The following is an 18392-nucleotide window of genomic DNA, read 5'->3' on the forward strand; positions in this document are numbered from 1 at the left end:
TTTTTTAAAAGACAACCTTGGTTCCATGCAATTGTGTCACGCCCAGCTGGTCGATAAAGGTTTGACGGTTGTCCAAGTCAATTCCTCCACCTGGTAGAATTTCAATTTTCCCAGCTGCATGTTCCAAAATTCTGTGATAGTGAGCAAAACGTTTCTCTAGCGAGTCTCCAGACACACCAGCACGAGTTAAGATACGAGTGACACCAGCTTGGCTGAGCCAGTCAATGGCTTCCAACTGGTCTTCATCGCTTAATTCATCAAAGGCCATGTGAAAGACAATTTCCATTCCTTTAGATGCGGCAATCAGCTTCTCAAGATTAGCCTTATCCAACTTCTTATCAGCAGTTAAAGCCCCAAATACAACTCCTTGACTTCCAGCCTGAGCAGTCAAACGAATATCTTCTAGCATAATCGCTATTTCAAGATCAGTATAGACAAAGTAGCCACCACGGGGACGAATCATGGTCATGATGGTGGTGTCGTAGTTAGTTGCCAGTTCAACCGCTGCCTTGGTCACTCCATAACTAGGTGTTGTTCCACCAACTGCTAGATTGTCACAAAGTTCGATTCGACGAGCTCCAGCATGCATCGCTTTTTCTAGCAAGGTCACATTTTCAGCACAAAATTCGTAAATCATTTGATTCTCCTTGAAGTTTTCTTTAAATTTATTATATCATATTGTTTTAAATATACTTTCATTTTTATCAAGGCAAATAACTACTATTTTTATCTATTCTTTGTCAGGAATTACTTTAAAGAGATAGTAGGTGATAAAGACAGTCAAGGCTCCCAAACCGATTTTAACAGGCAAAAGAGGGGCAAAATAAATAGAAATTCCCATCAAGATATAGATAGATACAATGATTTTTTTCTTGCGTTCTCGCGCGATAGACTTGGTCTCGCGAAAATCAGCTACATAAGTCTGATAGAGCTTGGTATGATAAAGCCAGTTTTCAAATCTCTTTGAAGATTTGGAAAAGCAAGCGATAGACAGCAAAAGAAAGGGAGTTGTTGGTAAGAGCGGCAGGACAACACCTACAAGAGCTAGAGCCAAAGAAATAAAACCAATACAGAAATAAATAATGCGCATAACTTCTCCTAGATAAATTACTCTTCCTCTAGTTTCGCATACAATGAGGAAATTTGTCAAGCTTCAAGTAAAAAGAGCCTGAAATTCATTTTCAGGACTCTTCATTTTATTTAATCTTTTCCTCTTCGTAGTCACCATTACTACATACAACCTGCTTGCCACCACCACGGACTTTTTTCTCCACAAGGAAGTGTCCGCATTTTGGACAGTCACGGCCAATTGGTTTGTCCCAGGAAGTAAACTCACATTCTGGATAGCGATTGCAACCATAGAAGATACGATTGCGCTTGGTTTTGCGTTCGATGATTTGTCCTTGATGACAGCTTGGACACTCGACACCAATCTCTTTGACAATCGCTTGTGTGTGACGGCAGTCTGGGAAATTACTACAAGCATAGAATTTACCAAAACGACCGAGCTTAATCACCATTGGACTGCCACAAACTTCACAGTCAAATCCAGCTGGCTCATCCTTAATCTGGATTTTTTCCATTTCAGCTTCAGCCTTTGCTACTTCTTTGGAGAATGGTTTGTAAAATTCGTCAATAACACGTTGCCACTGCTCTTTTCCAACTTCGACATCATCCAGTTTACCTTCCATTTCAGCTGTGAAGGTCACATTGACGATATCTGGGAAATATTCAACGATGAGTTTGTTAACAATTTCTCCCAGTTCTGTTGGTTCAAAGCGTTTAGCTGCCAGACGAACGTAGTAACGTTTTTGGATGGTTTCAATGGTCGGAGCGTAGGTTGACGGACGTCCAACTCCATTTTCTTCCAAGGTCTTGATAAGAGTCGCTTCCGAATAGCGAGCGGGTGGTTGAGTGAAATGTTGTTCTGGCTTGCTATTGACCTGCTTGACCACATCTCCTACTGCCATATCTGGCAACATCTTGTTCTTGTCAGAGTCATTGTAAATAGCAAGATAACCATCAAACTTAACTTGGCTTCCATTTGCCGCAAACTGAACGCCATTTTGAGAGAGCTTGACAGCCATGGTATCAAAGATAGCTCCCGTCATCTGGCTCGCTACAAAACGGTTCCAGATAAGGGTATAAAGTTTGAGCTGGTCTTTGTCCAAGTACTTAGCGATGCTTTCAGGTGTGTTAAAGACACTAGATGGACGAATGGCTTCGTGGGCATCCTGAGCACCTGAGGCATTCTTGACCCTGCTACCATGCTTGGAATACTTGCTACCAAAACGGTCGTTAATGTAGCTTGCAGCTTCGTTCTGAGCTACTGGACTGATACGAGTCGAGTCTGTACGCATATAGGTAATCAAACCTTGCACGCCTGATCCGATATTGATCCCTTCGTAGAGCTGTTGAGCCACCATCATAGTCTTTCGAGTACGGAAATTGATTTTGTTAGCCGCATCCATCTGCATGGTTGAAGTTGTATAAGGTAGGGGCGCATTGCGTTTGCGCTCTTTCTTATCTACCTGGTCTACTGTGAAATCTTTACTAGTCAAATGGGACAAGACTTCTTTGACTTCTTCGTTGGTGGTCAATTTCATCTTTTTGCCATTCATACCATAGAAAGAAGCCTGAAATTGCTTGGTTCCCTTCTTAAAGACACCATCAATTGTCCAGTATTCTTCTGGTTGGAAGGCATTGATTTCATTTTCACGGTCAATGATGAGCTTAAGGGCAACAGATTGCACACGCCCTGCTGATAAGCCCTTCTTGACCTTTTTCCACAAAATTGGCGAAATCGAATAGCCTACCAAGCGGTCCAAGACACGACGAGCTTGTTGGGCATCGACCAAGTCCATGTCAATCTTGCGAGGTTCTTTAAAGGCATTTTTTACTGCGTCCTTGGTGATTTCATTAAAGACCACACGGTTGGCATCATTCTCATCCAAATCGAGAATATGAGCCAAATGCCAGGAAATCGCTTCTCCTTCACGGTCCGGGTCACTCGCCAGAAAGACTTTATTGGCCTTTTTGGCTTCTTTTTTTAAGTCATTGATGAGAGGACCTTTTCCACGGATATTGATATACTGCGGTTCATAGTTATTTTCAATGTCGACTGACATACTGGATTTCTTCAAATCACGGATATGCCCGACACTAGCTAAAACCTTGTAGTTTCTGCCTAGATATTTTTCAATCGTTTTCGCCTTGGCAGGCGACTCCACGATGACTAGATTTTTCTTAACTGTTGATTTTTTCTTCTTTGTTGCCGTAGCCACACTATCACACCTTTTCAAAGTAATAAACTTTATAAAGTGTAAACCATTTTTAAAGACCTGTCAAGACTTAACTCCTATAGTATAGAAGAAAAGTTTATCTGAGTGAACAATTTCTCCTTAAAATTCAAACTCTGCTAGTACATCTTGCCCACTTGTGACCAGTTTTGCTCCCTCTTGGATCAAGTAGTGACAGCCATCTGAATGGCCATCTAAAATGTTTCCTGGAATGGCAAAGACATCACGACCTTCCTCCATAGCTCGCTCACAGGTAATGAGACTACCAGAACGCATCCTTGCCTCTGCTACAATAACTCCTCGACATAGTCCTGCTATGATACGATTTCGAGCTGGAAAATGAAATTTCAGAGGTTGCTCGCCAGGTCCATATTCACTGAGAACCAGATGGTCATTGCCAATGTACTCCTGCAAACGTTTATTGGCTTTAGGATAAAACACATCCAATCCTGTTCCAATCACAGCAATGGTTTTTCCTCCATTCTGGAGTGCAGCCATATGGGCAGCCGTATCAATCCCTTTAGCCAAACCACTGACCACGATTAACTCGTTTTCCAAACCTTGAATGACTCTCTGAACCGACTTTGCACCCTGACTAGAACATGAACGACTCCCTACAACAGCAACCTTTGGAAACTTCAGCAAGTCTAGATTTCCCTTATAAAACAAGAGTGCTGGAGCATCGTAAATCTCACTCAAATCCCAAGGAAAACAGTCGTCAAGAATAGAAAAGGATGGAAATTTCTGAAACTCCTTCTCCAACTGCGCATCATCTATCTGGAAATAGCGTTCCATAAAGACAGCGGGATTTCTGCAACCAGAGATTTCTGCAATATCACCTAGCAGGAGCTCCTGATCTACAGTCTCATCATATTCAAGGACAGTTAAAATCTGTTGATTGGTCAGTCCAGCTTTTCTTAATTTGTATATCTCATAGTTTGTAATCTTCATAAGCAACTCCATTTCTTCTTTTCTACTCATCTATCTATTCGAAAATAAAATAAAAAAGAAGACCAGTTGATCTTCTTTTTTCATTTATTCAACTTTAGTATTTGACCAGCTACTTTCAACCATCGGTAAGATTGTTTTTAAAGTTTCCCCATCCCCTTCAAGTGAAACATAGCGGATTTTACCATCATTTGATCGGAAAACCCAGGTAACGAGGTATTTCCCTGACTTAGCAATTGCATTGACAACATAGGCTTCATAGCCTCCAATGGTTGATTTGGAACCCCAAACCTTACTGAAATCAGAGCCTTGTTCTTTGGAAGTTAGAATACTAGCAGAGACAGTCACAACATCCAATTTAGCATATTCTTCTTCGCTGATATTAAACTGCTCAGCCTTGAAGGTATTTAGCGTAACAATGTTGATATCTGTTCCATCACAATACTGTATATCGTTTCCACCTTCTACTTCATGGAATCGAACCCATGATTTGGGTACCTTGACAAAACCATATTCATTCGAACCAATGATTTGCGTCTCTTCCTTTTTCGCTTCAGAAACAGCAGAACTAGTGCTACTCGTTTCCTGACTACTAGAAGAACTAACAACTGCAGACGAACTTTCTTCGGTTGCTGTTTGTGATTTATTAGAGCATGAAGCTAAAAAAGCACTAACAGTAACTACAGTACCTAAAATTAATAATTTTTTCATCCTACCACCTTTCCATCTGCATTATAAGAAAAATAAAGACTTCTGTCAAATTCTAACCTAATCGATTCTGTTAGTTTCCGATTTTATAGCTCACATTTAAAGAAAAAACTCTTGAAAAATCTTCAAGAGTTTTATTTTTTATTTCTATTCTTCATCCATGCTTAAGACGCTGAGGAAGGCTTCTTGTGGGACTTCTACTGATCCGATAGCTTTCATGCGTTTCTTACCAGCTTTTTGTTTTTCAAGGAGTTTGCGTTTACGAGAAACGTCACCTCCGTAACACTTGGCAAGTACGTTCTTACGAAGGGCTTTGATATCAGTACGAGCCACGATTTTGTGTCCAATAGCTGCTTGGATTGGTACTTCAAATTGTTGACGAGGGATGATTTTTTTAAGCTTATCAACGATGAGTTTTCCACGTTCGTAGGCAAAGTCCTTGTGAACGATAAAGCTGAGTGCATCGACCTTATCACCATTGAGAAGGATATCCATTTTCACTAGCTTAGATGGGCGGTACTCTGACAATTCGTAGTCAAAACTTGCATAACCACGCGTTGAAGACTTGAGCTTATCAAAGAAGTCAAAGACAATTTCAGCGAGTGGAATTTGATAGATAACATTGACACGATTGTCATCAATATAATCCATGGTTACAAAGTCCCCACGTTTGCGCTGAGCCAATTCCATTACTGCACCAACAAACTCCTGTGGTACCATGATTTGCGCTTTAACATAAGGTTCTTCAATGGTCGCGATCTTAGTTGGGTCTGGGAACTCAGATGGGTTAGACACATCCATAGACTCACCATCAGTTTGGTTAACCTTATAGATAACAGATGGAGCTGTCATGATGAGATCAATATTGAACTCACGTTCTAAACGCTCTTGGATAACATCCATATGGAGAAGTCCAAGGAATCCACAACGGAAACCGAATCCCAGCGCCTGAGATGTTTCTGGTTCAAACTGAAGACTGGCATCGTTGAGCTGCAATTTTTCAAGGGCTTCACGAAGGTCATTGTACTTGTTTGACTCGATTGGGTAAAGACCTGCAAAGACCATAGGATTCATCTGCTTGTACCCATCTAGCGGTTCTGCTGCTGGATTGCTTGCTAGGGTCACTGTATCACCAACACGCGTATCTTGAACCGTCTTGATGGAAGCCGCAATATAACCAACGTCACCTGTCGCTAGGAAATCGCGACCAACTGCTTTCGGTGTGAAAATTCCGACCTCCGTCACATCAAAGGCCTTGCCATTGCTCATGAGCTGAATCTTATCGCCAGGTTTGACTACCCCATCCATGACACGAACTTGGAGGATAACCCCACGGTAAGCATCGTAGACAGAGTCGAAAATCAAGGCCTTGAGTGGCGCGGTTACATCACCAGTTGGTGCTGGAACTTTTTCCACAATTTGCTCAAGAATCTCTTCGATACCAATACCAGCTTTGGCAGAAGCTAAGACTGCTTCGCTGGCATCCAGTCCAATGACATCCTCAATCTCTGTACGTACGCGCTCAGGGTCGGCTGCTGGTAGATCAATCTTGTTAATGACGGGCAGAATTTCCAAATCATTATCCAATGCTAGATAAACGTTGGCAAGAGTTTGTGCCTCAATCCCTTGGGCCGCATCAACCACCAAAATCGCCCCTTCACAGGCAGCTAGCGAACGCGAAACTTCATAGGTAAAGTCCACGTGCCCAGGTGTGTCAATCAAGTGGAAAATATAGGTCTCCCCATCTTTTGCAGTATAATTCAGCTCAATGGCATTCAACTTAATGGTAATCCCACGTTCACGCTCAAGATCCATACTATCCAGAAGCTGGGCTTGCATTTCACGACTAGAAACGGTCTCCGTCTTTTCTAAAATGCGGTCTGCCAGCGTCGACTTTCCATGGTCAATATGGGCGATAATAGAGAAGTTTCGAATCTTCTCCTGTCGTTGTTTCAATTCTTCTAAGTTCATGATGCTCTTCCTTTCAGGGTATCTATTAATTATAAATTGTTTTTAACATTTTGACAAGACCATACCCTGCTAGGAGTACTAATCTTCGGCAACAAAACCATCATTTTCGATAAAGTGGTGTTCTGTCATTCCTTGGTCAGTAAAGACAATCCCATGAAGGACACCACCATAGACAGCTCCTCCATCCATGCCAATCTTGCCATCTTCTGTTATCCAAAGCTCAGCAGTACCTCGGTCTTGCTTCAGCAAACCATAAACCGGTGTATGCCCAAAGACAATGGTTTTTCCAGTATGATTTTCGGCTTCGTGGAATGGCTTTCTGAGCCAGACTTTCTTGTAATCTGTGGTTTCATGCCAATCATCCAAAGTTAAATCAATACCTGCGTGAACAAAGATATATTTGTCTGTCTCTACTACAAATGGCATTTGACGAATAAATTCGACCAAGTCTGCTGCTTCTGTCGCAACCCGTTTGGCATCTTCTACGCCATCAACGGGTGCATCCAAGGGACGACCTAGTATAGAGTTAATGGTTGTATCTCCACCATTGCGACGATAGTGGTCATAGCTTTCTTCAGGATTGTCCAACCAAGTCAAAAACATATACTCGTGGTTTCCTGATAGACAGATAGCCCCTTGATTGTCCACCAAGTCCTTGACCATTTCTAGAACACGGCGACTATCTTCACCTCGGTCAATCAAATCCCCTAGAAAAAGCAACTGAGTTTGACCATCCCAGGTTTTGAGCAGATCTTCTAGCATACCTGCTTTCCCGTGAACATCTCCAATTACATAATAGTCTGTCATTTATTTCTCCCTCGTTTGCAATAATTCTCTGGCTTGGGTAAGGGCAGCTTCTGTTACATTTTCCCCAGCCAACATCTTAGCTACTTCCTCTACTCGCTCTTCTAAAGTCAAGAGGCGAACCGTCGACACCGTTGAGTGCTCATCACTAATCTTCTCAATAAAGAATTGATAATCCGCAATGGCAATCACTTGTGGAAGGTGAGAAATAGCAAGAACCTGACCATGCTGGCCAATCTTATGAATCTTTTGAGCAATGGCTTGGGCCACACGACCTGAGACTCCCGTATCTACCTCATCAAAGACAATACTGGTCTTCCCTTCCTTACGAGAAAAGGCTGACTTGATAGCCAACATGAGGCGGGATAATTCCCCACCAGACGCAACCTTAACCAAAGGCTTAAAGTCTTCACCAGGGTTGGTCGAAATGTAAAACTCGACCGTTTCATTCCCCTCACGACTGAATTTGCCCTTGCTAAAGCGAACCTGGAACTGTGCCTTCTCCATATAGAGGTCCTGAAGTTCTTGCTTAATCTCAGCTTCAAGCTGCTGAGCCAAATCATGACGAGCAGATGCAAGCTGCCCTGCCAAATCAACAAGATCGACTTCCAATTTCTTGAGCTCTGCTTCCATGTCTTCGGAAGAAAGGTTGTTACCAGTCAAGAGATTGTATTCATCCGTAATCTTAGCAAAATAAAGCAGGACATCGTCCACAGTCCCACCGTACTTGCGGGTAATAGTATTTAAAAGGTCTAAACGATTTTCAACCTGCATGAGGCGATTGCCATCAAAATCCAAGTTCTCAATAATATCTTCTAAACGCTTAGTAATATCTTCTAAAACATAGTAGGTCTCTGAGAGAGAACTCGAAATTTCACGGTATTCAGGGTCATACTCTTCGACACTTTCCATGTCATTCATGGCTGAACGAACATTGGCAAGACTGGAGAATTCCTCATTGTCCAACATAGTGTAGGCATTGGTTAGCGTATCTGCTATATTCTTGTGATTGAGGAGTTTATCTCGTTCTTGGTTGAGAGCCAAGTCTTCACCAGCCTGCAAGTTTGCTGCCTCAATCTCTGCCATTTGAAATTCCAACATTTCAATACGAGCCTTATGTTCCTGCTGGTTTTTCTTGACTTCCAAAACCTGCTTGCGCATTTTGCGATAGGCATCAAAGCTCGTCTGATAGGTCTCCTTCAAGTCCAAGAAAGCAGCATCACCAAACTCATCCAACATTTGGATATGAAGTTGCGGACGCATTAACTCTTCTTGGTCATGTTGACCATGAATATCGACAAGATGCTGCCCAATAGCACGCAGGACAGAAAGATTGACCATCTGCCCATTCACGCGACTAACACTTCTCCCATTTTGAAGAATTTCACGACGGATGATAATCTCATCCCCCAATTCCAAGCCTTGCTCTTCAAAGAGTTCTTGTAAAGAACGACTATTCTCAACAGAGAAAAGCCCTTCAATCTCAGCCTTAGAAGCACCATGACGAATAACGTCTGTCGTTGCCCGAGCTCCTAACATCATGTTCATGGCATCGATGATGATCGATTTCCCAGCACCTGTTTCACCAGTTAAGACTGTCATGCCTTTTTCAAAATTGAGCGAAATCGCCTCTATAATGGCAAAGTTTTTTATCGAAATTTCAAGTAACATATAAACCTACCAATTTTTTACTTGTTCAAACATTTCCTTGGCGTCTTCTTCATTTCTCAAGATAATCAAAATTGAGTTGTCGTCTGCCAGACAGTTGAAAATTCTCTCTGAGAAAGTATTCATCAGCTGACTCTTGACAAAGGCAGTATTCCCAGGAATGACATCCAGATTGATCATATTTCCCATGCGCTCAGAACCTACTATGTTATTCTCAGCCAACTGCAAACTTCTTACAATTGTTTTTGGCAATTCATAGATGTATTTATTGTTCTTCAAGGGAATTTTTACAATACCCAGTTCCTTAATATCTCGTGACACCGTCGCTTGAGTGGCAGAGATACCTGCTTCTTTTAAATGCTCAACGATTTCTTCCTGTGTTCCGATTTGATAATCCGTAACAAATCTTCTAATTTTTTCAAGTCTCTCTTTTTTATTCATCTTTAAATTCTCTATGTGCTCTCTCTACAACTTTTTCTATTTCTGGGGCAACTTGATTGCTTGCTCCCTCTTCCTTTTTCAAATATGCCAGAAATTCAATGTTTCCATGTCCACCTTGGATTGGTGAATAGTCTAATCCAAGCACTGAAAAACCTTGATCAACTGCCATGGCAGTGACTGATTCAAGGACATGTTGATGGACCTTGGCATCGCGAATGATTCCATTTTTCCCGATTTGCTCACGACCAGCTTCAAACTGAGGTTTGACAAGTGCTACCACCTGACCTTGTTCGGCCAACACACGATGCAAGGCTGGTAAGATCAGACTAAGGGAAATGAAACTCACATCAATACTGGCAAAACTTGGTTCCTGCTCAAAGTCAGTCTTTTCAGCATAGCGGAAATTAAACTGCTCCATACTGACAACCCGAGGGTTTTGGCGTAATTTCCAAGCCAACTGATTGGTACCAACATCAACTGCAAAGACCAACTCAGCACCATTCTGCAACATGACGTCGGTAAATCCTCCAGTGGAGGCCCCAATATCAATCGTTGTCGCTCCTTCCACTGATAGATCAAAGACTTGCAAGGCCTTTTCCAGTTTCAAACCACCGCGGCTAACATACTTGAGTTTTTCACCCTTGAGTTTTAGCTCGGTGTCGTCTGGAATTTTCTCTCCTGGTTTGTCAAACCGCTCCCCATTAAGGACTGCTACGACAAGCCCAGCCATGACACCACGCTTAGCTTGTTCACGTGTTTCAAACAAACCCTGTTTATAAGCTAATACATCCACTCTTTCCTTAGCCATTGATTCTCAAACTTTCTACTATTTTCACAATCGGCTCTGTTTCAAAGCTGACTTGCTGGGCGATTTCTTCTAATTTAGCCTCGGCTTGATTCAAAGTTTGGTTACAAAAGGCAATAGCCTCTTCCAAGCCCAACAAGGCTGGATAGGTTGACTTTTCTGCCTGCAAATCCTTTTGTGGAGTCTTGCCGATTTCCTCAAAACTAGCTGTCACATCCAGCACATCATCTCTGACTTGAAAGGCCAGCCCAATCAATTCACCAACCGATTTCAGTTTTGCCTGCATTTCAGGCGCCAATTCGGCTATAATAGCAGCTGCTTGGAAAGGATAGGCAAGTAACTTACCTGTTTTATTGGCATGAATAGTTTGTAATTCTTCCAAAGACAAGTGCTGGTGTTCACCCTCCATGTCCAGAACCTGCCCTGCAACCATGCCTAGACTACCTGAAGCAAGGGATAAGTTGGCAATCAAGTCCACCTTGATCTGACTTGGCAAATCTGCCTGCGCTATCAAGGCATAGGGATCTAGGAACAAGGCATCACCTGTCAAAATAGCCATAGCTTCACCAAATTTCTTGTGATTTGTCAAACGCCCTCGACGATAATCATCATCATCCATTGCAGGAAGGTCATCGTGAATCAAGCTCCCTGTATGAATCATTTCCAAGGCCGCAGCTACCTGCGCATGAGCTGGTCTAATAGCGACTTGCAAGGCTTCCAGAATTTCTAGCAAGAGAAAAGGCCGAATACGCTTGCCACCAGCATGAATGGAATAGAGAATAGACTCTCGCAAACTAGAAGCAAACTGCTGGTCTCCATAAAAATTTTCCAAAGCCGACTCAACAAGAGCTAATTTTTCTTGCTTCTTCATTCAAAATCACTTTCTGTTCCGTCTTCTTGCATGACCTTGACCAAGGTCTTTTCAGCCTTGTCTAGCGTCGCTTGGAGCTCTTTTGACAAGACCATGCCTTTTTGAAAGGCAGCAATCGCATCTTCCAGAGCGATTTCACCATTTTCTAAACTTTGGACAATGGTCTCCAGTTCTGCTAGATTTTCCTCAAATTTCTTTTGTTTTGACATCTTTAACCTCTAATTCTACTTGACCATCTCGCATTAAAAGCGTTACTTGGTCTTTTTTCTTCAAACTCTCGACTGAATCAACTACTGACTCCTCTTTTTTGACAATAGCATAGCCACGAGCCACGATTCGACTGGTATCCAGCATCAGCAGGGCTTCTGAAAGTCGCTTGACCTCAGCAACCTTGGCATCATAAACCAACGCCATTTGGCTACGTAGGAGCTTGTCCAACTGAGCAAGACGATCCTGATAGCGTTGGATTTTAGTTATAGGTGATAATTGCACCAGTCTGTGCGTCCTTGCTTGAACTACTTGTTTGTTATCAGAAATTCGTGTTCGCAAACTTTGTTTTAATCGCAGTTGCAGTTGATCCAAGCGTTGCAAATAGCCATCATACAAGCGCTCTGGCTGTCTAAAGATAACAGACTGACTGCATTTTTTCAGAGCTTCTTTTTTCCTTGACAGGACATTCTGAACTGCTGTTGCCATCCGTTTTTCCTGATTTTGCAAATGAGTTAATACATCCAACTTGGTCACAGGTGTTGCCAGTTCAGCTGCAGCCGTTGGCGTCGCAGCCCGTCTATCTGCCACAAAATCCGCCAAGGTCACATCTGTCTCATGCCCAACACTAGAGATGATGGGCAAACGAGATTCAAAAATAGCTCGTACCACGATCTCTTCGTTAAAAGCCCAGAGATCCTCGATGGACCCCCCACCACGACCAATGATGAGAACATCTAGGTCCTCACGTTGATTGGCACGCGCAATATTTCGAGCAATTTCCTCCGCAGCTCCATCACCTTGTACCTTAGTCGGATAGAGAAGGATATCAACACCTGGAAAGCGTCTGCTGACAGTCGTGATGATATCTCGAATAACAGCTCCACTACGACTGGTCACCACACCGATCCGCTTAGCAAACTGGGGAAGAGGTTGCTTGAAGCGTTCTTGAAACAGGCCTTCCTCAGTTAGTTTTTTCTTGAGTTGTTCAAACTGAATCGCGAGCGCCCCAACTCCATCAGGTTCAGCCTTCTCAATGATGATAGAGTAGCTCCCGCTCGGTTCATAGACCTGCACACGCCCAATCACATTGATCTTCATCCCCTCTTCGAGGTCGAAACCTAATTTCTGATAAATCCCAGACCAGATGGTCGCTTGAATAACCGCATGGTCATCTTTTAAGGAGAAATATTGGTGAGTAGGTCGTTTACGAAAGTTGGAAACTTGACCAGTTAAATAGACCCGTTCCAAGTAAGGGTCTTTATCGAATTTCATTTTCAGATACTTGGTCAAAGTTGTTACCGATAAATACTTTTCCATCTCCACCTACTATTCATTTTCTTGCTTTTCCATGGGTATTATTATACCAAAAACATGCTTAAAAATCACCTTTTTCCTACTGAAACTAAAGGAAAATAGAAAAAGGAGGCATGCCCTCCTCATCTGATTATTTACTGTTTCGCGCTTCTTCCAAAATCTTTGCAATTTTTGTCGTCAAAAGATCGATAGCAACGGTATTGCTGACTCCCTCAGGAATGACGATATCAGCATAACGCTTGGTCGGCTCGATAAACTGGTGGTACATAGGTTTAACTACACCTAAGTACTGCTCAATGACACTGTCAAGGCTACGTCCACGCTCCTCCATATCACGCTTGATACGACGAATAATGCGCACATCATCATCCGTATCCACAAAAATCTTGATATCCATCAAATCGCGCAGACGCTTGTCCTCCAAGACCAGAATCCCCTCAACGATAAAGACATCCTGAGGCTCCTGACGATAGGTCTTGCTACTCCGTGTATGCTCTGTATAGTCATAAGTTGGAATGTCCACCGGGCGCCCTGCCAACAATTCCTTAATCTGCTCGATCATCAAGTCTGTATCAAAGGCAAATGGATGGTCGTAATTGGTTTTGACACGCTCTTCAAAAGTCAAGTGAGACTGATCCTTGTAATACGAATCATGCTCAATCATGGAAATCTTTTCATCAGGAAAATGAGATAAAATGGCTCTTGAAACACTGGTTTTACCACCACCAGAACCACCTGTCACTCCGATAATGATTGGTCTATTTTGCATGCTATCCTCCGTTTTTTTATCCGTCGTCTATTCTATCATATTTTTTGCAAAATTTATAGTCTGATTTTGGATAGATTATGGATAACAATTCTAATACTTTCACTCCAGTTAGACTAGCCAAAAACCTTCCTTGGCTTATAGAGATTGCCTCGTTTTTCTAAAATGGCTAGCAATTTATCATCTTCAAAGGCAGCCAATTCTTTGTCCGTTTGGTCTAACTCAATAAAACGACCAAAGCGCACTTCTGTAGCCTCTTCTGGACTTAGGAAAACTTTGACAAGGTCACCTGTTCCAATCTCTAGAGGATGGAGAAAGTCCAGTTTGCCAGCCTCCACTTTTTCAGCAATTTCTTCCAAGGTCAAGGCGTCTTCTAGTTGTAAACCTGCTGCACTAGTCCGAGTCAAATGGGACATATGAGCCTCATAACCCAGCTTCTCTCCCAAGTCAACAGACAAGGTACGGATATAAGTCCCCTTACTACATTTCACACGAAAAGTGAAACGTGCGAGGTAATCCTCATAAGAAATCGGACTTGTCCGTTCAAATTGATAAATAGTCACCTGACGTTCTGGACGCTCCACTTCCTGACCTGCACGCGCATACTCATAGAGCTTGCGACCATTGACCTTGACAGCCGAATACATAGGTGGAATCTGAGTAATAGGCCCAGTCAGACTCGCAATGGCTTCATCGACAATGGTTTCATCCAAGGGAGACAAAACGGGTGTCTCTGCGACCACTTCCCCACTAGCATCCTCGGTCGTTGTGGAATAACCAAGAGTGATTTCCCCCTCATAGACCTTGCCCTCATCCTGCATAAACTCGACCATGCGTGTCGCCTTACCAACCGCAATAGGCAAAACCCCTACCACATCTGGATCCAAGGTCCCACCATGACCAATCTTCTTGGTTCCCAAAATCTTTCTCAGTTTAAAAACCGCGTCATGTGAGGTCATCCCCGCTTCTTTTTTTAAGTTGATAATACCGTTCATGTGTTGCTTTCTAGTTCAATTAAAATATATCGTCTTCAAGAATTATTACATAATTCTCTTTTGTAGCAAAAGAAAGGTTGCTTAAACGTTTTGCTTGATTCATAATTATTTTATCAAATACATTTCTTACAAATCGACCATTCGCATTCTTGTTTTCGGAAATTTCACTTTGTTTTTCAAGAAATGTTTTTAATTTATCTGTGGCCGATTCTTGTAGAATATAATCTTCGTTCCTACAATAGGATAGAAAAATTTCGAACATTTGATTTACTGTATAATCTTCAAATTCAATAAAGTAATTAAAGCGTGACTTTAATCCAGGATTAGATTCAAAAAATTTTTTCATTAAATCATCATATCCTGCTACAATCACAACTAAATCATCACGATAGTCTTCCAAAGCTTTTGTTAGTTCAGTCAAACACTCTCGACCATAACTATCACTTTTTTCATTTTCTGTAATACTGTATGCTTCATCAATAAATAAAACACCACCCTTAGCTTTTTGGATTAGTCTCTTAACTTTTAAAGCAGTTTGTCCTTGGTATTCAGCTATTAAGTCAGTTCTTGTTGCTTCAATAAAATGACCTTTACTTAGTATTCCTAGGGAACGATACATATTTCCAACAATTCTAGCAACTGTTGTTTTACCTGTACCCGGATTCCCTAGGAAAGCCATATGCATCGTTCTATTAGTTTTTTTAACCCAATCTTTTCTCGGTTTTTCTGAACTTTGTTAAAGATTACTAAGTTTCCTATTTCATTCTTTACATTTTCTAACCCAATTAGAGATTTTAATTCGTCTGACAAATCCTCGAATGTTTTACTACTAATTTCCTTTAATATAGCGTAATCAGTATCTATTAATCTAGAACCAAGATATTTATACAGTAACTCTAAAATCTTTGATTGTCTATCTTTAATTTTAGGAGATTTATCATTATTTGACAAATTCCCTAAACGCTTTATAAACACTAATTCCGAATGCTTTTTATTATCGACAATTTCTTGAGCAACAATCTCAAATTCATAAAAATTATTTGTTAAATCATCAAGTTTTTTCACTTCCGATTTTAACAATTTTAAATAAGTTTCACTAATCATCTACATTCCTTTAAACAATAGAAACAATACTATTATAACAACAGCGACTCCAAGAGTATAGAATCCTTTTCTAAGGAAACTAATTTCTTTTTGTTTTTCCTCTAATTTTGTTTCAAGACCTTCAACAATTAACATTAGATCATTTCTCTCTGTTATTGATTTGTTATTGATTTCATCAAGGTAATTTTTAAAATTATTTTGTGTTTCTTCAACTTGTAAATGCAAATCGTTAAAACTATTTTCTATTTCCACTAATGTTTTTAGCTTCGCTTTTAAACTGTCAATTTCATTATTAATTTCACTTTGCTTATCTTCAAGTTGTTCTAACTCTTCTAGCTTTTTATGATGTTTCTTCAATATATCAATTAAATCTTTATTCTGTTTAAAAACATCATCTAGTAGTTTGTTATTACCTATTTGGTATTCTTCTATTTCGTGCAATCCCTGTATAGCTTTACTATTTGCCTCTTTGGCTGCAATCAAAGATTTTGAAATACTTTGAATATACTCATCATCCAATATTTGGAAAGTTTCATAAATTGTATTAAATTCCTGAATAATTTTTTTAATATGTTCATTTTGATTAAAGATCTTGTTATGAACAGCTTCTGTAAGTGCATTTAAATCTTTTCCCTTGACACCATAGTCCACAGAAAATAAATTTAATATATTCTCTTCATCTGGAACAGTAGGTAAATCAAATTGTTCCGGAATCTCTTCACTAAAGGCTTTTAATGCTTGTTTTTTTTCATTAAATCTTTCAGAATTGGCTAAAACTTGAATTTCTAATTCTTCTGACATAACATTCTCCTATAATAAATCATTTAATGCACTTTGCATTTCTTCAAGTTCATTTTGCTTTTCATCAAAGTAAATTTCATTAGCTAATAATCGCTGTTTGAAATCAATCTTTGAATTAGAAAACTCTTCATCAACATTACCAAGTAGTTCTCTTAGTTTTTGATGGTTCTTAGCCATCTTACTGAAAATATCATTTAGCTTAACAGCAACATTTTGCTCGGCAACAAAAATTTGGACTTCCTGAATTCTTAACAATTCGTTTCTCTTATTAGCTTGTTGCCTTTTATTTTCAGCTTGTAGTTTTCTTGATATAAAACCATCAAGTCCGTTAATGATGATCGCTCCCAAGACACCTGTTAGTAAACTTGCTAAGAACATCCCTAAAATATTAGCAATTGTTCCTAGAAGTTTTATTTCAAAAGTCATACCTGGTATCTTATTTAAAAAATGTTCAAAATATTCTCCTAAAAACATTGCGCCTACACCTACTAATGCGGATGTAATAATTTTTGAAACATGAGCAATTTTAATTACAGTAGAATGAGATTGATTTTCAGGTTTTGATAGATAAGAGATGCTTTCTCTAATTGAACCAAATAATTGTTTTAACAAATTTGGTAACTTTCTTAGTTTTTCAGCGAAAGCACCAATAATTTCTCCTACAATGCTTCCAACAAAACTATCTACACCTACCTTAATAAAATCTTTGATTTTACCAAAAAATGAATGAAGAGCTTTTTTCATTTCCTCAAGAAATGTATCAAAAGATTGTTTCTTTGATTTAAAATATCTCACTAAAGCATTCATTATTTCTTTTAGCATTCCAAATAAAGCAGCTACCAACATAGCTTTTATAGCATCTTTCCCAGCTTTATTAACCATTTTTACAGGTACTTTTTTTGCTATATGTTTATTAATAGCTTTATTTGCTCTTTTTTCAGCTTTAATCATCTTATCTGAATCAGCAGTCAATTTATCATTTAATTTTTTATTATTTTCTGCCTTAAGATTTCGCTTTTCGGCATCTGAGATATTCATCTTGTCAATTTTTTTATTAGCTCTTTCAACTTGTTCTTTTAGATTTTTTTCTCTTACTTCTCTATCCTTTATATACTCGCTATTAGATTTTGCACCTTTACTTTTATTAAGCGATTCATTAGTTGCTGCTAAATTTTCCTTTTTGTTTGCTAAATCTGCAGTATCTATATCAGCAATCTTTCTCCAAGAATTTTCAAAAATTTGTTTACGTGCTACAACGTGATCCAAATTTGCGTTTTCATTTAATTTTAAAGTTTTTCCAGTATATTTATCCTTTAAATTTCCAGATTTTTGCTTTTCTTTCATAGCATTCTTTGCATCAGTATACCTTTTATCTTTCATTATTTTAGCACCCTCTTCTTTTGTATAACCATTAGGATGTTTATCGTTATACTGCTTAAGAAGCGTGTCACTTGTCATATCTAAACCAATTTGATTCGCAAATTGATCCCAGATTTCATCTAAAATAACATCTCCTAATTTATCTGGTGAACTAATCTCTTTACATTCTAGTTCTAATTTTTCGAGATTAGAAAACTCCATTGTAAATTGCTGTTCCAATAGTTCTTCTAATTCGTCATAGTTTATATTTTTAGACTCATCTACTTCTTCAGTACCCAATACTAATAATTCATTTTCCACTGCTTTC

General features: G+C 39.9%; 17 protein-coding genes and 1 pseudogene. All 18 read right to left on the reverse strand.

The features are described from left to right. Window positions 1-4 precede the first annotated feature (4 nt). Window positions 5-637 carry a copper homeostasis protein CutC gene (locus FQT28_RS05750; protein WP_143989671.1) on the reverse strand — a complete coding sequence of 211 codons (633 nt, stop codon included), beginning with the start codon at window positions 635-637 and terminating at the stop codon, window positions 5-7. A 93-nt stretch (window positions 638-730) separates the two neighbouring features. Next, on the reverse strand, window positions 731-1090 hold the full coding sequence (locus FQT28_RS05755; RefSeq protein ID WP_143989672.1) for a YbaN family protein: 360 nt from the start codon (window positions 1088-1090) through the stop codon (window positions 731-733). A 106-nt stretch (window positions 1091-1196) separates the two neighbouring features. After that, window positions 1197-3284 carry a type I DNA topoisomerase gene (topA, locus tag FQT28_RS05760; protein ID WP_143989673.1) on the reverse strand — a complete coding sequence of 696 codons (2088 nt, stop codon included), beginning with the start codon at window positions 3282-3284 and terminating at the stop codon, window positions 1197-1199. 117 nt (window positions 3285-3401) lie between these two features. Then, window positions 3402-4250, reverse strand: coding sequence for a DNA-processing protein DprA (gene dprA / locus FQT28_RS05765; RefSeq protein WP_143990067.1), 849 nt, complete (start codon window positions 4248-4250; stop codon window positions 3402-3404). Window positions 4251-4334: 84 nt separating this feature from the next. Continuing rightward, on the reverse strand, window positions 4335-4958 hold the full coding sequence (locus FQT28_RS05770) for a hypothetical protein (RefSeq protein WP_125449268.1): 624 nt from the start codon (window positions 4956-4958) through the stop codon (window positions 4335-4337). A 144-nt stretch (window positions 4959-5102) separates the two neighbouring features. Continuing rightward, window positions 5103-6926, reverse strand: coding sequence for a translation elongation factor 4 (gene lepA, locus FQT28_RS05775; protein WP_125449270.1), 1824 nt, complete (start codon window positions 6924-6926; stop codon window positions 5103-5105). A 78-nt stretch (window positions 6927-7004) separates the two neighbouring features. Continuing rightward, window positions 7005-7733 carry a metallophosphoesterase family protein gene (locus FQT28_RS05780; protein WP_125449272.1) on the reverse strand — a complete coding sequence of 243 codons (729 nt, stop codon included), beginning with the start codon at window positions 7731-7733 and terminating at the stop codon, window positions 7005-7007. Next, window positions 7734-9401: a DNA repair protein RecN gene (gene recN / locus FQT28_RS05785; protein WP_125449274.1), complete on the reverse strand. Its 1668-nt coding sequence runs from the start codon at window positions 9399-9401 to the stop codon at window positions 7734-7736. Between the two features lie 6 nt (window positions 9402-9407). After that, on the reverse strand, window positions 9408-9839 hold the full coding sequence (locus FQT28_RS05790; protein ID WP_001034389.1) for an arginine repressor: 432 nt from the start codon (window positions 9837-9839) through the stop codon (window positions 9408-9410). Next, on the reverse strand, window positions 9832-10647 hold the full coding sequence (locus FQT28_RS05795) for a TlyA family RNA methyltransferase (protein ID WP_125449276.1): 816 nt from the start codon (window positions 10645-10647) through the stop codon (window positions 9832-9834). Before FQT28_RS05795 ends, FQT28_RS05790 begins: the two co-directional genes overlap by 8 nt. Beyond that, window positions 10640-11515, reverse strand: a complete 876-nt coding sequence (locus tag FQT28_RS05800; protein ID WP_125449278.1) for a polyprenyl synthetase family protein — start codon at window positions 11513-11515, stop codon at window positions 10640-10642. Before FQT28_RS05800 ends, FQT28_RS05795 begins: the two co-directional genes overlap by 8 nt. Beyond that, window positions 11512-11724 carry an exodeoxyribonuclease VII small subunit gene (locus FQT28_RS05805; protein ID WP_000043226.1) on the reverse strand — a complete coding sequence of 71 codons (213 nt, stop codon included), beginning with the start codon at window positions 11722-11724 and terminating at the stop codon, window positions 11512-11514. Before FQT28_RS05805 ends, FQT28_RS05800 begins: the two co-directional genes overlap by 4 nt. Beyond that, window positions 11702-13042, reverse strand: coding sequence for an exodeoxyribonuclease VII large subunit (xseA, locus tag FQT28_RS05810; protein WP_143989674.1), 1341 nt, complete (start codon window positions 13040-13042; stop codon window positions 11702-11704). Before xseA ends, FQT28_RS05805 begins: the two co-directional genes overlap by 23 nt. A 127-nt stretch (window positions 13043-13169) precedes the next feature. Next, complete coding sequence (udk, locus tag FQT28_RS05815; protein WP_009730252.1) at window positions 13170-13808, reverse strand: uridine kinase; 639 nt, start codon at window positions 13806-13808, stop codon at window positions 13170-13172. 113 nt (window positions 13809-13921) lie between these two features. Next, complete coding sequence (gene truB / locus FQT28_RS05820) at window positions 13922-14800, reverse strand: tRNA pseudouridine(55) synthase TruB (RefSeq protein ID WP_143989675.1); 879 nt, start codon at window positions 14798-14800, stop codon at window positions 13922-13924. A gap of 19 nt (window positions 14801-14819) precedes the next feature. Then, a pseudogene (locus tag FQT28_RS05825) lies at window positions 14820-15904 on the reverse strand (AAA family ATPase). Continuing rightward, window positions 15905-16705 carry a coiled-coil domain-containing protein gene (locus FQT28_RS05830; protein WP_143989676.1) on the reverse strand — a complete coding sequence of 267 codons (801 nt, stop codon included), beginning with the start codon at window positions 16703-16705 and terminating at the stop codon, window positions 15905-15907. A 9-nt stretch (window positions 16706-16714) separates the two neighbouring features. Next, window positions 16715-18385 (reverse strand): coiled-coil domain-containing protein, encoded by a 1671-nt coding sequence (locus tag FQT28_RS05835; protein ID WP_143989677.1) that lies wholly within the window; start codon window positions 18383-18385, stop codon window positions 16715-16717. Window positions 18386-18392 lie beyond the last annotated feature (7 nt).

The sequence above is a fragment of the Streptococcus oralis genome, assembly GCF_901543815.1.
Classification (GTDB): Bacteria; Bacillota; Bacilli; order Lactobacillales; family Streptococcaceae; genus Streptococcus; species Streptococcus oralis_CM.

What these genes read in the sequence shown, in the direction of transcription:
- FQT28_RS05750 (WP_143989671.1), bottom strand. Translation starts at nt 637, where the DNA reads ATGATTTACGAATTTTGTGCTGAAAATGTGACCTTGCTAGAAAAAGCG.
- FQT28_RS05755 (WP_143989672.1), bottom strand. Translation starts at nt 1,090, where the DNA reads ATGCGCATTATTTATTTCTGTATTGGTTTTATTTCTTTGGCTCTAGCT.
- dprA (WP_143990067.1), bottom strand. Translation starts at nt 4,250, where the DNA reads ATGAAGATTACAAACTATGAGATATACAAATTAAGAAAAGCTGGACTG.
- FQT28_RS05770 (WP_125449268.1), bottom strand. Translation starts at nt 4,958, where the DNA reads ATGAAAAAATTATTAATTTTAGGTACTGTAGTTACTGTTAGTGCTTTT.
- lepA (WP_125449270.1), bottom strand. Translation starts at nt 6,926, where the DNA reads ATGAACTTAGAAGAATTGAAACAACGACAGGAGAAGATTCGAAACTTC.
- FQT28_RS05780 (WP_125449272.1), bottom strand. Translation starts at nt 7,733, where the DNA reads ATGACAGACTATTATGTAATTGGAGATGTTCACGGGAAAGCAGGTATG.
- recN (WP_125449274.1), bottom strand. Translation starts at nt 9,401, where the DNA reads ATGTTACTTGAAATTTCGATAAAAAACTTTGCCATTATAGAGGCGATT.
- FQT28_RS05790 (WP_001034389.1), bottom strand. Translation starts at nt 9,839, where the DNA reads ATGAATAAAAAAGAGAGACTTGAAAAAATTAGAAGATTTGTTACGGAT.
- FQT28_RS05795 (WP_125449276.1), bottom strand. Translation starts at nt 10,647, where the DNA reads ATGGCTAAGGAAAGAGTGGATGTATTAGCTTATAAACAGGGTTTGTTT.
- FQT28_RS05800 (WP_125449278.1), bottom strand. Translation starts at nt 11,515, where the DNA reads ATGAAGAAGCAAGAAAAATTAGCTCTTGTTGAGTCGGCTTTGGAAAAT.
- FQT28_RS05805 (WP_000043226.1), bottom strand. Translation starts at nt 11,724, where the DNA reads ATGTCAAAACAAAAGAAATTTGAGGAAAATCTAGCAGAACTGGAGACC.
- xseA (WP_143989674.1), bottom strand. Translation starts at nt 13,042, where the DNA reads ATGGAAAAGTATTTATCGGTAACAACTTTGACCAAGTATCTGAAAATG.
- udk (WP_009730252.1), bottom strand. Translation starts at nt 13,808, where the DNA reads ATGCAAAATAGACCAATCATTATCGGAGTGACAGGTGGTTCTGGTGGT.
- truB (WP_143989675.1), bottom strand. Translation starts at nt 14,800, where the DNA reads ATGAACGGTATTATCAACTTAAAAAAAGAAGCGGGGATGACCTCACAT.
- FQT28_RS05830 (WP_143989676.1), bottom strand. Translation starts at nt 16,705, where the DNA reads ATGTCAGAAGAATTAGAAATTCAAGTTTTAGCCAATTCTGAAAGATTT.